This is a genomic window from Streptomyces sp. NPDC008238 (genome assembly GCF_042956445.1).
Taxonomy (GTDB): Bacteria; Actinomycetota; Actinomycetes; order Streptomycetales; family Streptomycetaceae; genus Actinacidiphila.
On sequence record NZ_JBIBGK010000003.1, the window covers coordinates 1 to 15,301 of the forward strand.

10 protein-coding genes are annotated in these 15,301 nt (G+C 73.2%); 4 read left to right on the top strand and 6 right to left on the bottom strand.

Features of this window, described 5'->3' with window-relative positions:
- The coding region (locus ACFZAU_RS08845; protein WP_500551613.1) for a hypothetical protein at window positions 1-329 on the top strand (329 nt) is incomplete at its 5' end.
- A gap of 267 nt (window positions 330-596) precedes the next feature.
- Here the strand turns inward: ACFZAU_RS08845 and ACFZAU_RS08850 are convergent.
- Window positions 597-1,160 carry a MarR family winged helix-turn-helix transcriptional regulator gene (locus ACFZAU_RS08850; RefSeq protein WP_500551614.1) on the bottom strand — a complete coding sequence of 188 codons (564 nt, stop codon included), beginning with the start codon at window positions 1,158-1,160 and terminating at the stop codon, window positions 597-599.
- A 116-nt stretch (window positions 1,161-1,276) separates the two neighbouring features.
- On the opposite strand from ACFZAU_RS08850, the gene ACFZAU_RS08855 reads away from it, so the two are divergent.
- A complete protein-coding gene (locus ACFZAU_RS08855; RefSeq protein ID WP_500551615.1) occupies window positions 1,277-2,524 on the top strand; it encodes an MFS transporter in 1,248 nt (415 codons plus the stop codon).
- A 7-nt stretch (window positions 2,525-2,531) separates the two neighbouring features.
- Here the strand turns inward: ACFZAU_RS08855 and ACFZAU_RS08860 are convergent, their stop codons facing one another.
- Window positions 2,532-4,181, bottom strand: coding sequence for an ATP-binding SpoIIE family protein phosphatase (locus ACFZAU_RS08860; RefSeq protein WP_500551616.1), 1,650 nt, complete (start codon window positions 4,179-4,181; stop codon window positions 2,532-2,534).
- Window positions 4,182-4,297: 116 nt separating this feature from the next.
- On the bottom strand, window positions 4,298-5,677 hold the full coding sequence (locus ACFZAU_RS08865) for an NAD(P)/FAD-dependent oxidoreductase (protein WP_499605012.1): 1,380 nt from the start codon (window positions 5,675-5,677) through the stop codon (window positions 4,298-4,300).
- A gap of 294 nt (window positions 5,678-5,971) precedes the next feature.
- On the opposite strand from ACFZAU_RS08865, the gene ACFZAU_RS08870 reads away from it, so the two are divergent.
- Together ACFZAU_RS08870 and ACFZAU_RS08875 are read left to right on the top strand one after the other, a co-directional pair.
- Entirely contained in the window at window positions 5,972-6,667 is a 696-nt protein-coding gene (locus tag ACFZAU_RS08870; protein WP_499605010.1) for a TetR/AcrR family transcriptional regulator, read from the top strand.
- A gap of 110 nt (window positions 6,668-6,777) precedes the next feature.
- Window positions 6,778-8,640 carry a sigma-70 family RNA polymerase sigma factor gene (locus ACFZAU_RS08875; RefSeq protein ID WP_500551617.1) on the top strand — a complete coding sequence of 621 codons (1,863 nt, stop codon included), beginning with the start codon at window positions 6,778-6,780 and terminating at the stop codon, window positions 8,638-8,640.
- Window positions 8,641-8,665: 25 nt separating this feature from the next.
- Here ACFZAU_RS08875 and ACFZAU_RS08880 read toward each other — a convergent pair whose 3' ends face one another.
- The 3 genes from ACFZAU_RS08880 to ACFZAU_RS08890 form a co-directional block, all read right to left on the bottom strand.
- A complete protein-coding gene (locus tag ACFZAU_RS08880; protein WP_500551618.1) occupies window positions 8,666-9,364 on the bottom strand; it encodes a DsbA family oxidoreductase in 699 nt (232 codons plus the stop codon).
- Between the two features lie 98 nt (window positions 9,365-9,462).
- Entirely contained in the window at window positions 9,463-12,705 is a 3,243-nt protein-coding gene (locus tag ACFZAU_RS08885; protein WP_500551619.1) for an ATP-binding protein, read from the bottom strand.
- A 142-nt stretch (window positions 12,706-12,847) separates the two neighbouring features.
- The gene (locus tag ACFZAU_RS08890) at window positions 12,848-15,253 is read right to left on the bottom strand and encodes a PA14 domain-containing protein (protein WP_500551620.1); all 2,406 of its coding nucleotides are present in this window, start codon (window positions 15,251-15,253) and stop codon (window positions 12,848-12,850) included.
- Between the last annotated feature and the right edge of the window lie 48 nt (window positions 15,254-15,301).

The following is a 15,301-nucleotide window of genomic DNA, read 5'->3' on the forward strand; positions in this document are numbered from 1 at the left end:
AATGTCTTCACGAGAGCGGCACCATCGGGAGGAATAATCCCGACGTGCCCAGCGTCCTCGCTGTGTTTTTCTTCAAAGGAACCTCGCCCCAGACCGTACGGTCCGGAGACGGGGTATCAACATATCTGGCGTTGACTTTTGGCACGCTGTTGAGTTCTCAAGGAACGGAAGCTTCCTTCGAGACCGTTTCACCGGCCCCTCCGGGCTTTCCCTTCGTTGTCTCCAGCTTAGCAGATCCGATTTCCTTCTCTGCCACCCTCTGGAGGGGGTTCGCCTTCGGGCTTTCGCTTTCCGGCTTTTCCGACTCTATCAGACCGTTTCCGGGCTGATCCCCAGTCAGCGGGGCTTGTCATCGCGGCTGTTGGGCCGTTCCGACCGGTGAGACATTAGCGGATCGGTGGCGCCCGATGCCAATCGAGCAATTCCTTCGATCCTCATTCCGAAAAACGCACACACGAACGAGACGACACATGGCCGTTCATCGAGTGGGTCCTGCGGGATGGCTGCCCGGGGCCGGCCGGAGCCGGTGTTCACCGGCGGGCAACTCGGAGAACATTACGGATCCCCCGTACGTCTGTCAAACCAGGGCAGGGGGGTCAGTCGAGGTCCTTCAGGCGGCCGCCGGCATCCGGCTGCGCGGCCTCGACCCGGCGGAGGAGTCGGGTCAGCAGGTCACCGAGGCCGGTGCGTTCGTCGGGGGCGAGGTCCTGGAGGAGGTCCGCCTCGAAGACGGAGGCCATCCGCATCGTCTCCAGCCACTTGCTGCGGCCGAGGTCGGTGAGCTCGACGATGACGCGGACGCGGTTGCTCTCGTCGCGCTCCCGGGTGACGAGTCCCTCCGAGACCATGCGGTCGATGCGGTGGGTCATGGCCGCGGGGGTGAGGCCGAGCCGCTTCGCGAGGTCTCCGGGGCCGAGGCGGTACGGACGGCCCACGACCACAAGGGCCTTGAGGACCTCCCACTCGGCGCTGGTGATGCCGACCGCCGACAGGTGCCGGCTGTAACCCACGTTCATACGGCGGTTGAGCCTGCCCAGGGCCGTGACGATCTTCTCGACCTGGGGGTCCACCTCGGGGTATTCGCGCTGGTAGATCGCGATCTGCTCGTCGAGGTCCAGCTCCTGCGGGGTGCCGGCAGGGCCGTCGGATGCGCTCGTCATGGCAGGAGTGTCCCACGAAACTCATTGGCCCTAAAGACTTCCGGCATGTACTGTTTAGCTTCGAAGTTTAAAGTTGAAGTCTTCAAGTTCGAGTACTACTGACCTAAGGGGTGAGTGTGACCACCGCGATGGGCGCCGCGCTGCGCCGGATCCAGCTGGGCAACGCGCTGAGCGCGTTCGGCAACGGCTTCACCGTCCCGTTCCTGTTCGTCTACGTGGCGCAGGTCCGGGACCTGGGAGCGGGCACGGCGGGTGTCGTGCTGTCCGCCTTCGCCGTGGCGGCGCTCGCCGTGCTGCCGTTCACCGGCCGGACGATCGACCGGAGCGGCCCGCTGCCCGTGCTGCTGGCCGGTGCGTTCGCGGCGGCGGTGGGCTCTATGGGCTTCGGGCTCGTGTCGAGCGCTCCCCTGGTGATCGCCGCGTCCGCGGTGATGGGCGCGGGCTTCGCCGTGATGCAGCCGGCGCTGGCCACGCTCATCGTGTGGTGCTCCACGCCGAGGACCCGGTCGCGGGCCTTCGCGACGCAGTTCTTCCTGAGCAACCTCGGGCTGGGGGTCGGTGGTCTGCTGGGCGGGCTGCTGGTGGACACCTCGCGCCCGGGCTCCTTCACGCTGCTGTTCTCGATCGAGGCCGCGATGTTCGTGGTGCTCGGTGTCGTCGCGGCCTCCGTGCGGCTGCCGAGGGCGACGCGCCTGGAGGCGGCGCCCGCGGACAAGGCCGCCGGGGGCTGGCGCGCGCTGTTCGCCGACCGGGCGATGGTGCAGTTGTGCGTGCTGGGCGGGGTGCTGTTCTTCGCCTGCTACGGGCAGTTCGAGTCGGGGCTGTCGGCGTACGCCGTCGAGGTGACCAAGGTGTCGCCGGCGACGCTGGGCATCGCCCTCGCGGCGAACACCGCGGCGATCGTGGTGGCGCAGTTCCTCATCCTGCGGCCGGTGGAGCGCCGGCGGCGCAGCCGGGTGATCGCGGCGGTCGGCCTGCTGTGGGCGCTGGCGTGGGTGGTCGCCGGGCTGTCCGGGCTGACGGGCTCGGCGCACGGGACCGCGACGGCGATGCTCATCGCCACGTACGCGCTGTTCGGGCTCGGTGAGGCGATGCTGTCGCCGACGGTCGCGCCGCTGGTGGCGGACATGGCGCCGGAGCGGATGGTCGGCCAGTACAACTCGGCGTTCGCGCTGGTGAAGCAGCTGGCGCTGGCCGTGGGGCCGGCGGTCGGCGGGCTGATGGCGGGCAGCGGGATGTACGCCGAGTACATCGTGATGCTGGTCGCGTGCTCGCTGGCGGTCAGCGTGCTGTCGGTGCGGCTGGGCCGGCGCCTGACGGCCAGTCAGGACGCACCGATGCGGGAGCCCGTGCTCGCCGCGTGATGCCCCCTCAGGTGGGGAGCGCGAACTCGCACCACACCGCCTTGCCGCCGCCGGGGGTCCGGCGGGATCCCCAGGCGGAGGTGATGGTGGCGATGATGGAGATGCCCCGGCCGGCCTCGTCGGCCGGTTCGGCGCGCCGGCGGCGCGGCAGGTGGTCGTCGCCGTCGGTGACCTCGATGATCAGGCGCCGGTCGGTGCGGCGCAGTCGCAGCCGCATGGGCGGGACGCCGTGCTGGAGGGAGTTCGCGACCAGTTCGCTGGCCGCGAGGACGCCGAGGTCGACGAGTTCCACGGGGAAGCGCCAGGAGGTCAGCACGCCCTGGGCGAAGGCGCGGGCGCGGGGGGCCGCCTCGATGCCGCCGAGCAGTTCCAGGGAGGCGTTGCGGAACAGCTCGGAGTCGTTGCCCTCGCGCTGCGGGTACTGCATGACGAGCACGGCGACGTCGTCGGCGTGCTCCGAGGTGACGCCGAGGGCGCGCAGCAGGCGGTCGCAGATGACCTGGGGGCTGCCGGTGGCGCCGCCGACGGCGTTCATCAGGGCGGAGACGCCCTCGTCGATGTCCTCGCCGCGGCGCTCGATGAGTCCGTCGGTGTAGAGCACGGCGGTGGCGCCCGGCCCGAGGGGGATGGAGCCGGAGGTGTGGACCCAGCCGCCGGTGCCCAGCGGCGGTCCGGTGGGCTCGTCGGCGCGGCGGACGGTGCCGTCGGCGTCGCGGACGACGATCGGCAGGTGGCCGGCGGAGGCGTAGGACAGCCGGCCCTCGCTGGGGTCGTGGACGGCGTAGACGCAGGTGGCGATCTGGGTGGCGTCGATCTCGGCGGCGAGGCCGTCGAGGAGCTGGATGACCTCGTGCGGGGGCAGGTCGAGGCGGGCGTAGGCGCGGACCGCGGTGCGGAGCTGGCCCATGACGGCGGCGGCGCGCACGCCTCTGCCCATCACGTCGCCGATGACGAGGGCGGTGCGGCCGGCGCCGAGGGTGATGACGTCGTACCAGTCGCCGCCGACGGCGGCGTCGGTGCCGCCGGGCTGGTAGGTGGCGGCGACGCGCAGGTCGTCGGGCTGTTCGAGTTCCTGGGGGAGCAGGCTGCGCTGCAGCGTGACGGCGGTCGCGTGGAGGCGGCGCTCGCTCTCGCGCAGACGTTCCGCGGCCTGCACCTGGTCGGTGACGTCGGTGGCGAAGACCAGGACGCCGCCGGTGTCGCCGCCGTCCTTCACCGGGACGGGGCTGCAGGTGAGGGTGAAGTAACCCTGACGGGTGGCGGTGGCGACCTTGCGGGCCTTGACGGTGCGCGGTTTGCCGCTGCGGAGGACCTGGTCCATCAGCGGGAGCAGGCCGAGTTCGGCGAGTTCGGGCAGGGACTCGCGGGCGGGCTCCCCGGGGGTGCGGGGGCCAAAGACCTCGGTCCAGGACCCGTTGACGTACCCGAGGTGGTGGCTGGGCCCGTGCGTGACCGCGATGAGGGCGGGCAGCCGGCCCAGCACCTCGCGTACGGGGAGGGCGTCGAGGGTGTGCGCCGGCGCGTCGGGGTGCTCGGCGGCCTCGCCACGCGCCGCGGGGACCGCTCCGCCGGACGGGGGTTCGGCACCGGCGGCCGCCGCCTGGGCATTGCGTCGTTGTGTTCCGGGGAGCCGGGCGCTCCAACGCGTGAGGTTCAAACGTCCGATTCCTCGTATTTGTCACTCTTTGCAGGTGCTGACGCACGCTTGGTCACGGGTCCAGTGTGGCCGACCCACCGCTCCGGGGGAATCGGCCACCGCATCCGCACTGGCGGTCAGGGCGCGTCGGGCTTGCGTCCGGTCTCCGCGGCGAGCTCGAACTCGGCGCGGGGGTTCTCCAGCGAGCCGAGCGAGACGATCTCCCGTTTGAAGAGCCCGGACAGGACCCATTCGGCCAGGATGCGCGCCTTGCGGTTGAAGGTGGGCATCCGGCTGAGGTGGTACGCGCGGTGCATGAACCAGGCGGGATAGCCCTTGAGTTTGCGCCCGTAGACCTGCGCCACGCCCTTGTGGAGACCGAGCGAGGCGACCGAGCCCACGTACTCGTGACGGTAGTCGGTCAGGGGCTCGCCGCGCAGGCTCGCGACGATGTTGTCGGCCAGGACGCGGGCCTGGCGCAGGGCGTGCTGGGCGTTGGGCGCGTAGACCGCCCCGGGGTCGTCGGAGGTGAGGTCCGGGACGGCGGCGGCGTCGCCGGCGGCCCAGGCCCCCTCGGTGCCGGCGATCCGCAGGTCCGCGGTGCACGTGATCCGGCCACGGCCGTTCAGGGGCAGGTCGGTGCGGGACAGCACGGGGTGCGGTTTGACGCCGGCCGTCCACACCAGCGTGCGGGTCGGCAGGCGGGAGCCGTCGTCGAGCACGGCGACGCGGTTCTCGACGGACTCCAGCCGGGTGTTCAGGCGGATGTCGACGTTGCGGCCGCGCAGCTCGCGGACGGCGTACGTGCCCATCTCCTCGCCGATCTCGGGGAGGATGCGGCCGGTGGCCTCGACGAGGATCCACCTCAGGTCGTCGGCCTCGACGTTGTGGTAATAGCGCACGGCGTAGCGGGCCATGTCCTCCAGCTCGCCGAGGGCCTCCACGCCCGCGTAGCCGCCGCCGACGAAGACGAAGGTCAGGGCCGCGTCGCGGACCTCGACGTCGCGGGTGGAGGAGGCGATGTCGAGCTGCTCCAGGACGTGGTTGCGCAGCCCGACGGCCTCCTCGACGGTCTTGAAGCCGATGCCGTGCTCGGCGAGGCCGGGGATGGGCAGGGTGCGGGAGACCGAGCCGGGGGCCAGCACCAGGTGGTCGTACGGCAGCTCCAGCGCGGCGGAGCCCTCCTCCTCGGAGGCGAGGGTGGTGAGCGTGGCGACCCGCTTGCCGTGGTCGATGCGCCGCGCCTCGCCGACGACCAGCGTGCAGCGGTCCAGGACCCGGCGCAGGGGCACCACGACGTGGCGGGGCGAGATGGATCCGGCCGCGGCCTCGGGCAGGAAGGGCTGGTAGGTCATGTAGGGCTGCGGGTCGACCACGACGATTTCCGCCTCGTCGTGTTTCAGCCTGCGTTGCAGCCGCAAAGCGGTGTACATGCCCACATAACCGCCGCCGACGACCAGGATGCGCGGAATCCCGGATTCTTCTGCCGCGCCGGACGGCCCTTTGAGTGCTGCCATCGTCCCATGAGGCAATGACCCATCGGTGTTTGTCCACAGGGCGTACGGCAATGAATGGCCGAATCCTGTTCCCCGGCAGGTCACGGGCGGGTTGCTGACCGGTCTGAAGTGCCGGGAAGGAGAATCGGCGGCCCCGGTACTCCGATCGTGGGCGGGCTCCCCCTTCATTCTTGACCGGGGCTCAACTATGTTCGTATCCCGCCGGGGTGCACGCGCGGCGCCGTCCGCCGCCGCCCGGCGATCATGGGGTGGGGAGTCTCCGGGGGGAGACGCGATCAACCGGGGGATACACATATGCATATCCAGGACTCTCAGTGGGCGATGACCGCTACCGTCAGCGGCCATCCGGATACGGGCGTGAGGGGCGGCGGGAGCCGTACGTCCCCGCTGCGCGTGGACGCGCAGCGCAACCTCGAGCACGTCCTGCGGGCCGCCCGCGAGGTCTTCGGCGAGCTGGGCTACGGCGCGCCGATGGAGGACGTGGCACGACGGGCCCGGGTGGGCGTCGGCACCGTCTACCGGCGCTTCCCCAGCAAGGACGTGCTGGTACGCCGGATAGCCGAGGAGGAGACGGCACGGCTGACGGAGCAGGCGCGTTCTGCCCTGGGCCAGGAGGAGGAGGCCTGGTCGGCGCTGTCGCGCTTCCTGCGCACGTCGGTGGCCTCCGGCGCCGGGCGGCTGCTGCCGCCGCAGGTGCTGCAGGTGCAGCCGGCCGGCGCCTCCGACGGGACGCGTGTGCCGCAGCAGCGGGGCGGGGCCGACGACATCGCGTCGGGCGCCGGGATAGCCACGCTGCTGGACGTCGTCGGGCAGCTGGTGGAGCGGGCGCGGGCGGCCGGCGAGCTGCGCGCGGACGTGTCGGTGGCCGACGTGCTGCTGGTGATCGCCACCTCCGCGCCGTCACTGCCGGATCCGGCCCAACAGGCCGCCGCCTCGGCCCGGTTGCTCGACATCCTGCTGGAGGGGCTGCGCTCCCGTCCGGGCGCGTGAGGCTGACCCGTACAGGTGATGACCCGCGTCCGGAGGGTGAAACTCCCCGGACGGGTGGTTCTGGTGCTTGACAGGTCGCCGGACGGTACGGGTGTGCCACGCTTACGCCCGTGGATGAAGGAAACGGGGAGTCCGGTCCGCCTGCGGAGGCTGGGGCGGACTCCGGTGGGGGCCCGCCGTCCGGCCGTGTACCGGGGCAGCGGGAGCCGCTCGAGGAACGCCCTCCGGAGGCCGCGGACGCCCCCGGCGCGGAGCTGTCCGACGCCGACCTGGTCGCCCGTGTGCGCGGCGGCGACGACAGCGCGTACGAGGAGCTGTACCGGCGGCACGTGGCGGCCGTCCGGCGCTACGCGCGCGGCTGCTGCCGTGACCGGCACACCGCGGAGGACCTGACCGGCGAGGTCTTCGCCCGTACCCTGCAGGCGATCCGCGGCGGCAGCGGTCCGGACGCCGCGGTGCGCGCCTACCTGCTGACCACGGTGCGGCGGGTGGCCGCGTCCTGGGGCACCACCGCCAAGCGGGAGCAACTGGTCGACGACTTCGCGGTGTTCGCGGTCACGTCGGCCGGCGCCGCGGCGGCCGAGGGCACCCAGGAGCTGGGTGCGGACGTGCGCGCCATGCACGAGGCGGAACGCTCGCTCGCCGTCCAGGCCTTCCGTACCCTCCCCGAGCGCTGGCAGGCGGTGCTGTGGCACACCGCGGTCGAGGAGGAGTCGCCCAGCAAGATCGCGCCGCTGCTCGGGCTGACCGCCAACGCCACGGCCGTCCTGGCGCACCGGGCCCGCGAGGGACTGCGCCAGGCCTACCTGCAGGCGCACGTGTCGTCCTCGCTGACCGCCGAGGGGGCCTGCGCCCGCTACGCGGACCGGCTCGGCGCGCACGCCCGCGGCGGTCTGCGGATGCGGGCCGACCGGGAACTGCGCAAGCACCTGGAGGAATGCGCCAAGTGCCGCCTGGCGGCGGCGGAGCTGGCGGACGTGAACGCGGCGCTCAAGGGGCTGCTGCCGGTCGCGGTCGTCGGCTGGTTCGGCGCCGCGTACGCGGCGAAGGCGGCGGGCATCGCCGCGGGCGGTGCGGCGGCCGGTGCCGGCGCGGGCGCCGCGGCCACCGCCGCTTCGGGCGGCTCGGGCAGTGGCGCCGCGGCGGGTGCCGGTGGTGCCGCGGCCGCCGAGGGGGCCGCCGCGCCGGTGAAGATCGCGGTGGCCGCGGGGCTCGCGCTCGCCGCGGCCGGCGCCGTGGTGGCGATCGCCCTGACCGGGGACGACAGCACCCCGCAGCCGCAGGCGGAGAGCAGGCCCTCGGCCGCGCCGGCCGTACCGGCGCCGCCGCCCACGCCCACCCCCTCGCCGCCCCGGCGTTCCCCCGCGCCGAGCCCGACCCCGTCCGTGCGGACCCCGGTACGGGCCGTCCCCCAGGCGCCCACGCCTCCGGCACGTCCCGTCGAGGAAGCGGCGCCCACGCCCGCCGCGCCGAGCGCGCCGCCGCCCAGCCGTACCACGGAGCCCACACCCACGCCCACCCCGACGCCGACACCGGTGCCCGAGCCGGTGGTCTACCGGCTGAGCGGGCTCGGGTACGACGCCGTCGGCACCGCGGACCGGCCCACGATCCGGCTCGGCGACTGGGTCTGGCGGCGCTGGGGCCTCGGCATCGACGGCACGCGCTACCCCGACGGCGTCACGGTCGGCGCGCCGGCCTCCGTCACCATCGACCTCAACCGCTCCTGCACCGCCTTCGACGCCGTCGTCGGCATCGACGACCTCGCGCTGGGCTTCGGCGCGGCCCGCTTCTCGGTCCACGGCGACCACGGCCGGCTGTGGCGCTCCGAGGTGCTGCGCGGCGGTGACCCCGGCGTGCCGGTGCACGTGCCGATCGCCGGCAACCGCAGCATCCGGCTGACGGTCGAGCCGACGCGCAGGTTCCACGTGGTGAACGTCGCGGACTGGGCGCTGTCGAGGATCAGCTGCGGCTGAGCCGTCGCCGCGGCTCCCCGCCGGTTCAGCCGGCGGGGACCTCGCACGCGCCGTCGGCGCACGCGTCCGCCGCGGGGGCGGCCGGCACGGCACCGGTCTCCTGGGCGACCTGCTCCAGCACGCGCAGGAAGGTCGAGGACTCCTGGCCGCCCTGAACCGCCCACTTGCCCTCGAAGACGAAGGTCGGGACGGCGTTCACCCCGATCCGGCGGGCGTCGTCGATCTCGGCGAGCACCTCCGCGAGGCCCTCGTCGGAGGCCAGGAACGCCGCGGCACGGTCGCGGTCGAGGCCGGCCCCGGCGGCGAGCGCGGCCAGGGTGTCGCGGTCGCCGACGTCGGCGCCCTCCGCGAAGTGGGCCACGAGCAGCCGGTCCTTGAGCGCGGCCTGCTCACGGGCGCCGTAGGCGTTCAGGGCGTGCCACAGCAGGCGGTGGGCGAGCAGGGTGTTGTTCTCGATGGCGCGGTCGAAGTCGAAGGCCAGGCCCTCGGCGCGGCCGAGCTCCTCCAGCCGGGCGTCCATCGCCCCGGACTGCGGACCGTAGCGCTCGTTGAGGTAGGCGCGGTGCGGCTCGGGGGTCTCGGACTTGTCGGGGACGAGCTGGAAGGGACGGTAGACCACCTCGACCAGGTCGGCCTGGGGGAAGGCGGCCAGCGCCCGCTCGAAACGGCGCTTGCCGACGTAGCACCAGGGGCAGGCGATGTCGCTGTAGATCTCGACCTTCATGCTCTCTCCGTCACCGAATCCGTCAGTTGAAGTCCTCAAGGACGCAACGAAGGGCCCGCCCCCGGCCATTCCCCGGCCATCCGGTCCACACCGCGCGGTCAGGCCGTCGCGCCGGCCAGCAGCGCGTACGCGCCCTCGCCGCCCAGGTCCCGGCCGGCGGCGCGGGCCCGCTCGTACGGCCCGTCCCCCAGCGCGGCCCGGGCCGCCGCCTCGGCGGCGCGCACCCCCTCCTCCTCCGGGACCGGACGCGGCAGACCCGCCCGCAGTCCGTCGGCCGCCCCGTGCAGCCGGGCGGCCCGCCCGGGATCGCCGACGGCGACCAGCACCTCGGCGGCGTCCTCGACCACCGCCGCCAGTCGCGGTTCGGCGCAGAAGCCGTCGAGCCCCGTACGCAGCGCCTCCGCGAACCCGGCCAGGGCGCCCGCCCTGTCGCCCTCGGCGGCGGCCACCCGGGCCGAGAGGCCCGCCACGAGCAGCTCGAAGTCCGGCGGCGGCGTGCCCAGGCGGCCCTCTCCGCGGGCGAGTTCGACCAGCTCGCGGGCCCCGCCGACCTCACCGCGGCGCAGCAGGATCGTCGCCAGCAACGCCCGGACGTAGGCGCGGGCGTCCCACAAGCCGTACTGCTCGGCCTCCTCACCGGCCCGGCGCAGCAGCCTCTCGGCCCCTTCGTCGTCACCCTCCCGGTGGGCCAGTTCGCCCAGCCGGGAACGGACGAAGATGCCCTCCACGTGGGCACCCAGCTCGGCGCCGAGCCGCAGCGCCTCCTCCAGGTCCGCGCGGGCCGCGGGGTAGTCGCCGTACGCCAGCGCCATCTCGGCGCCGGCCTCGCAGACCTGGGCGCGCATCCAGCGGTCGCCGAGCCGCTCGCTCAGCTCCAGCAGCTCCGGCCAGTCCGCGTCGGCCCGGGGGAGCCCGCCGGGGAGGTCGATCGTGATGTGCGTACGGAACATCAGCGCGGCCGCGAGCTCCCACTCGCCGCCGTAGGCGCGACACGCCGCCACCATGGCGTCCGCGTGCTTCCGGATGGACTCGTAACGGCCCACGACGTAGTCGGAGAACGGCCACAGGATGCCCGGGAAGCGCGTGGAGTGCGGGCCCGGCACGCTGTAGACCTCGATGATCCGCGAGGCCAGCGCCAGCATCTGCGGGCTCTGCATCTCCTCGCGGGGCATGGTGTCGCTGACGACGAAGAGGTGGAGCAGCCGCAGGTTCATGCGCGGCCAGAAACCCGGGGCGTCCGGGTCGTCCGGCAGGTCGGCCATGGCGATGAGCCGGACCAGCCACTCGCGTGCCTCGTCGCGGAAGTTGCGCAGCCACCAGAACCAGCCCATGGCCAGGGCCAGTCCGATCGCCTCGTCCTCCTCCCCCGCGTCGATCGTCCGGTGCAGCACGGCCCGCACGTTGTCCAGGTCCGCCTCCACGAGGGCCGCCCAGGCCAGCTGGTCGGGGCCGCGCATGCCGGAGTCGGCGGTGCGGGCGAAGTCCGCGAAGTACGCGGTGTGCCGGCGGGCCGCCGCCGCGAGGTCGGCCGGGTCCTCGGCGGCGCGCTCGGCGGCGTACTCGTGGATCGTCTCCAGCAGCCGGTAGCGCACCTCCCGCGCGCCGTGGTCGACGACGACCAGGGACTTGTCCACGAGCTGGCCGATCAGCTCCAGCGCCTCCTCCCCGCACACGGCCTCCGCCGCCTGCAGCGTGCAGCCGCCCGCGAAGACGCTCAGCCGGCGCAGCGCCGTACGCTCCGCCGCGCCGAGCAGGTCCCAGCTCCAGTCGACGACCGCGCGCAGCGTCTGCTGGCGGGGCAGCGCGGTACGGCTGCCCCCGGTCAGCAACCGGAAGCGGTCGTCGAGGCGCTCCGCGATCTGCCGCGGCGTGAGCACCCGCAGCCGTGCGGCGGCCAGTTCGATGGCCAGCGGCAGCCCGTCGAGCCGGCGGCAGATCTCGTCCACCGCCTCCGCGTGGTCGCGGTCCGCGTCGAAGCCCGGGCGCACCGCCGCCGCCCGCTCCACGAACAGCCGGTGCGCGGTCGGCAGTGGCAGCGGCTCGACCGGGCGCACCGTCTCGCCGGGCAGGCCCAGCGGTTCCCGGCTCGTGGCGAGCACGGTCACCCCCGGGCAGGCGGCGAGCAGTTGGTCGGTGAGCGCGGCCGCCGCGTCGATGACGTGCTCGCAGTTGTCCAGCACCAGCAGCATGCGGCGCTGTGCGCAGTGCTCCAGCAGCCGTGCGGCCGGGTCGGCCTCCTGGCCCGCGCTGCGCACCTCGCGGGCCGCGGCCAGCACGGCCGTGTCACGCCGCCCGATCGCGCTCAGCACGGCGTCCGGCACGGCGGCGGGACGGTCCAGCGGCGCGAACTCCGCCAGCCACACGCCGTCCGGATAGGCGGAGGACCCCGTCACCGCGGCCGCCGCCTCCTGCGACAACCGGGTCTTGCCGGAGCCGCCGGGGCCGGTCAGCGTCAGCAGGCGGTGCGCGCCGTCGGTCAGGCTCGCGCGCAGCGAACGCAGCTCTGCCTCGCGGCCGACGAAGCTGGTGAGACGGGCCCGCAGGTTCCCGTTCCGGGGCGGCGCGCCGGGGGGCGGCTGCGGCGGCCCGGCGGTCAGCAACCGGGCGTGCAGCGTCTTGAGTTCGGGGCCCGGGTCGGTGCCGAGGCGGTCGGCGAGGGCCAGCCGGGTGTCCTCGTACGCGGCCAGGGCGTCGGCGGGTCGGCCCGTCGCGGTCAGCGCCCGTATCAGCTGCGCCCGGAACGGCTCGTGCAACGGGTGCTCGGCGACCAGCCCACGCAACTGCGGCAGCAGTTCGGCGGCGCGGCCGAGGGCGAGGCACGCCTCGACCCGGCGGTACGTCGCGGTCAGCCGCAGGTCCTCCGCCCGGGCGGCGGCCGAACCCCGGTCCGGCAGGTCCGCCAGCGCGGGGCCGCGCCACAGCGCGAGCGCGTGCTCCAGGGTCTGCGCGGCGGTCGCGGGGTCGCCGGCGTCGAGCGCGGCACTGCCCTCGCGCACCAGGCGCTCGAAGAGGTGAAGGTCGACGTCGTCCGGGGCGTCCGTGATCAGCCGGTAGCCGGCGGGCCCGGAGGCGACGATGTCCCTGCCGCCACCCGCGTCCCCTGCCCCGAGGGCGCGGCGCAGCCTCGACACGAGCGCCTGCAGCGCGCCGGACGCGTCCTGGGGCGGCTCGTCGCCCTCTCCGCCCCACACCTCGGCGATCAGGGTGTCCGGGGACACCGCGTGCGGGGCGTGCAGCGCGAGGGCGGCCAGCAGGGCCCGCAGTCGCTTGCCGCTGCCCAGGGGCACGGGCGCGCCGCTGGGGCTGCGCGCCTCCGTGGCGCCGAGGATCAGGTACCGCACAGGGCCATTCTTACGGTGCGGGCCCCGCGGGGCGAAGCCGTTTCCTTGCGTGCGGCACGGAGGCGGCGGTCGCCGCCGCCCGTGAACAGCCGCGAGGGGCCGGGAGAATCGCTTCCCGGCCCCTCGCATGTCAGGCGTCCGGTCAGAGCCAGCTGTTCCAGATACCGTGCGCTGTCGACCGGGTCGCGGCCTCGGCGCCCGCTGCGTCCAGACGTACGACGCGGTAGTAGTACAGGCCGAACACGTCCTCGTGCACCGTGGTGTCCATGAAGAACGTCCTGTCACCCATCGCGCCCTCGGCCAGGGTGACGTAGGCGGCCGCAGCCGGGTCCCAGCGCTCCACGCGGTAGCTCGTGAACCGCGAGCAGTCCCCGAGGCCGGAGCTCTCGGAGCAGCCGACGTACAGGTTCGGGTACTGCCCCTCACGGACCTCGGTCCCGGTCCAGCCCGGCGGCCGGGTGCCGGGCAGGGCGACCGAGACCTCGGAGAGGTGGAGGACCTCCAGTGGCACGTCGTCGTGGACAAGCCGGTCGTCCGTGGCGGCCACCTTGTAGACGTGCGTGGCCCCGTCGGGGACCGTCGGGCAGAGGATCTCGGTCTCGGCCAGCGAGTCACCCCTCCAGCAGTTCTCCTTCCAGACCGTCTCGCCGCTGTCCGGGTCCGTGACGCCCTGCCACACGTGGTAGCCGCGGATGTCGGCATCGGCGGGCGGCGTCCAGGTCAGCCGGACACCGAGCGGGACGCGTTCCGCGCTCAGGTTCCGCACCGGGGCGGGACGCTCGGTGTCAGGAGTGGTCTCCGTGGCGGCCGGGCCCGGCTGCGAGACGTGCCCGTACCGGTCGGTCGTCACGACCCGGTACTCGTACGTCGTCTCCGACTTGCCCTGGACGTCCCAGCAACTGCCGTTGACCTGCTTCTGGGCGGACAGAGGCGCGTCGCCGCCCGTCCAGGTCCAGTACGTCTCCGGTCCCGTCAGCGGCTCGTCCTGCGACCTGAACGGCTTGCACTCGTCCACGATGCGGGTCTCGCCGGTCGCGGTGTCGGTCCGGACGATCTTGTACGAGGGAAGGGGCGCCTCGTCGACGGTCCACGGGTCGACGCTGCTCCACGAGACGATCACGCCCTCGTCGAACCTGCGTGTGTTGGTCTGGAACGGGGCGATCGCCTCCGGACGGTCGGCCATCTCCAATGTGATCTCCGCCGGCGCGGCGGCATTGCCCGTGGCGTCCAGCGAGCGCACCGCGTACCGGTAGCTGTCGGCGACGGCGACCGACTGGCGGGGCGACACGTCGGTCTGCGTGGTGGTGCTCGCGGCCAGGGCGTCGACATAGCCGCCGCTCGCCGGGTCGTACTGGACGACCTGGTACGAAGCGGCTCCGGTCACGGGCGACCACATCAGATGCGGAACACCCGAGCGGTACTCCACGCGGACCTTCTCGACGGCGGGCGGCGGGGTCCGGTCGGGGGTGGTGAACGTCGCGGCGGCCGAGTACGCCGACCAGTTCCCGGCGGCGTCCCGGGCCCGGCCCCGGTAGGTGACCTTGCTGCCGTCGGCACGGTACCCGGTGTCGCAGATCGCACCCTTGGCGCCTGCGTAGATGGTGCTCCACCTCTGCGTGGCGGCGTCGAGGCGCTGCATCTCGTACAAGGCGATGTCGGCGGCGTTCTCCACGGTGGTGACCAGCTCCGGGCCCGCGTAGGGCTGGTCGGCCGGGCACGAGTCCAACTCGACGAACGGCGCGGCGGGCGGCGTCTTGTCGACGGTGGTCACGAGCCGGTCGGCACTGCCGCCGGAGGCGTTGCCCGCCCTGTCGACGACCCGCACCTCGTAGTAATAGGCGGCGCCGGTCTTCAGCAGGGTCCTGTCGGTGTACGAGGTGGCGGTGGTCGTCGCGAGCGGCTTGGCGCCGTACGACGCGCCCTTCAGCCGCCGGTAGACGCGGTAGTTCGCGAGGTCCATCTCCTTGTTCCGGGACCAGGTGAGCTTGGCCGCGCCGGTACCCGTGTCGTAGGAGACGGCGGCGCCCGTCGGGGAGAGCGGCTTGACCTTGTCGACACCCACAGAGGTGCGCGGTGTGTAGGCGTACTTGACGTTCGCGGCGCCCGTCCAGTTGACGAAGTCCACGCGGAGCGTGTGCTTGCCGCTGGGGATCGTCACATTGACCGTCTTCTTGACGGTGGTGGAGACGTTCTTCCACACGTCGATCTTGCGGACGCCGTCGAGGTAGACCCGGATGCCGTCCCGGGTGGACGCGGTGAACGCGAAGGGGCCTCCGGAGCCGAAATCGCGCGTCACCGACCAGCGCACACCGAAGTTGTTGAACGGCACGCCGGAAACGGGTGCGCCCGTGCCCCAGTTCTGGTCGATCACGGAGTCGCAGTCCGTCTTCTTCGGCGTTCCCGAGAACGTCGTGTTCGCGAAGAACTGCCGTTTGAAGACGGGAGAGGCACAGCTCACGGCCGCGGAGGCGGGCGCGGCGGTGGCCGTGAGCAGTCCGCCCGCCGCGGCCAGAACCAGGGCGGTGGCGGTGATACGTCTGGGCTTCATCGAGTCCCTCAGGCCTGTTCAACGACGGACGTCGATCAGACGTCGCCG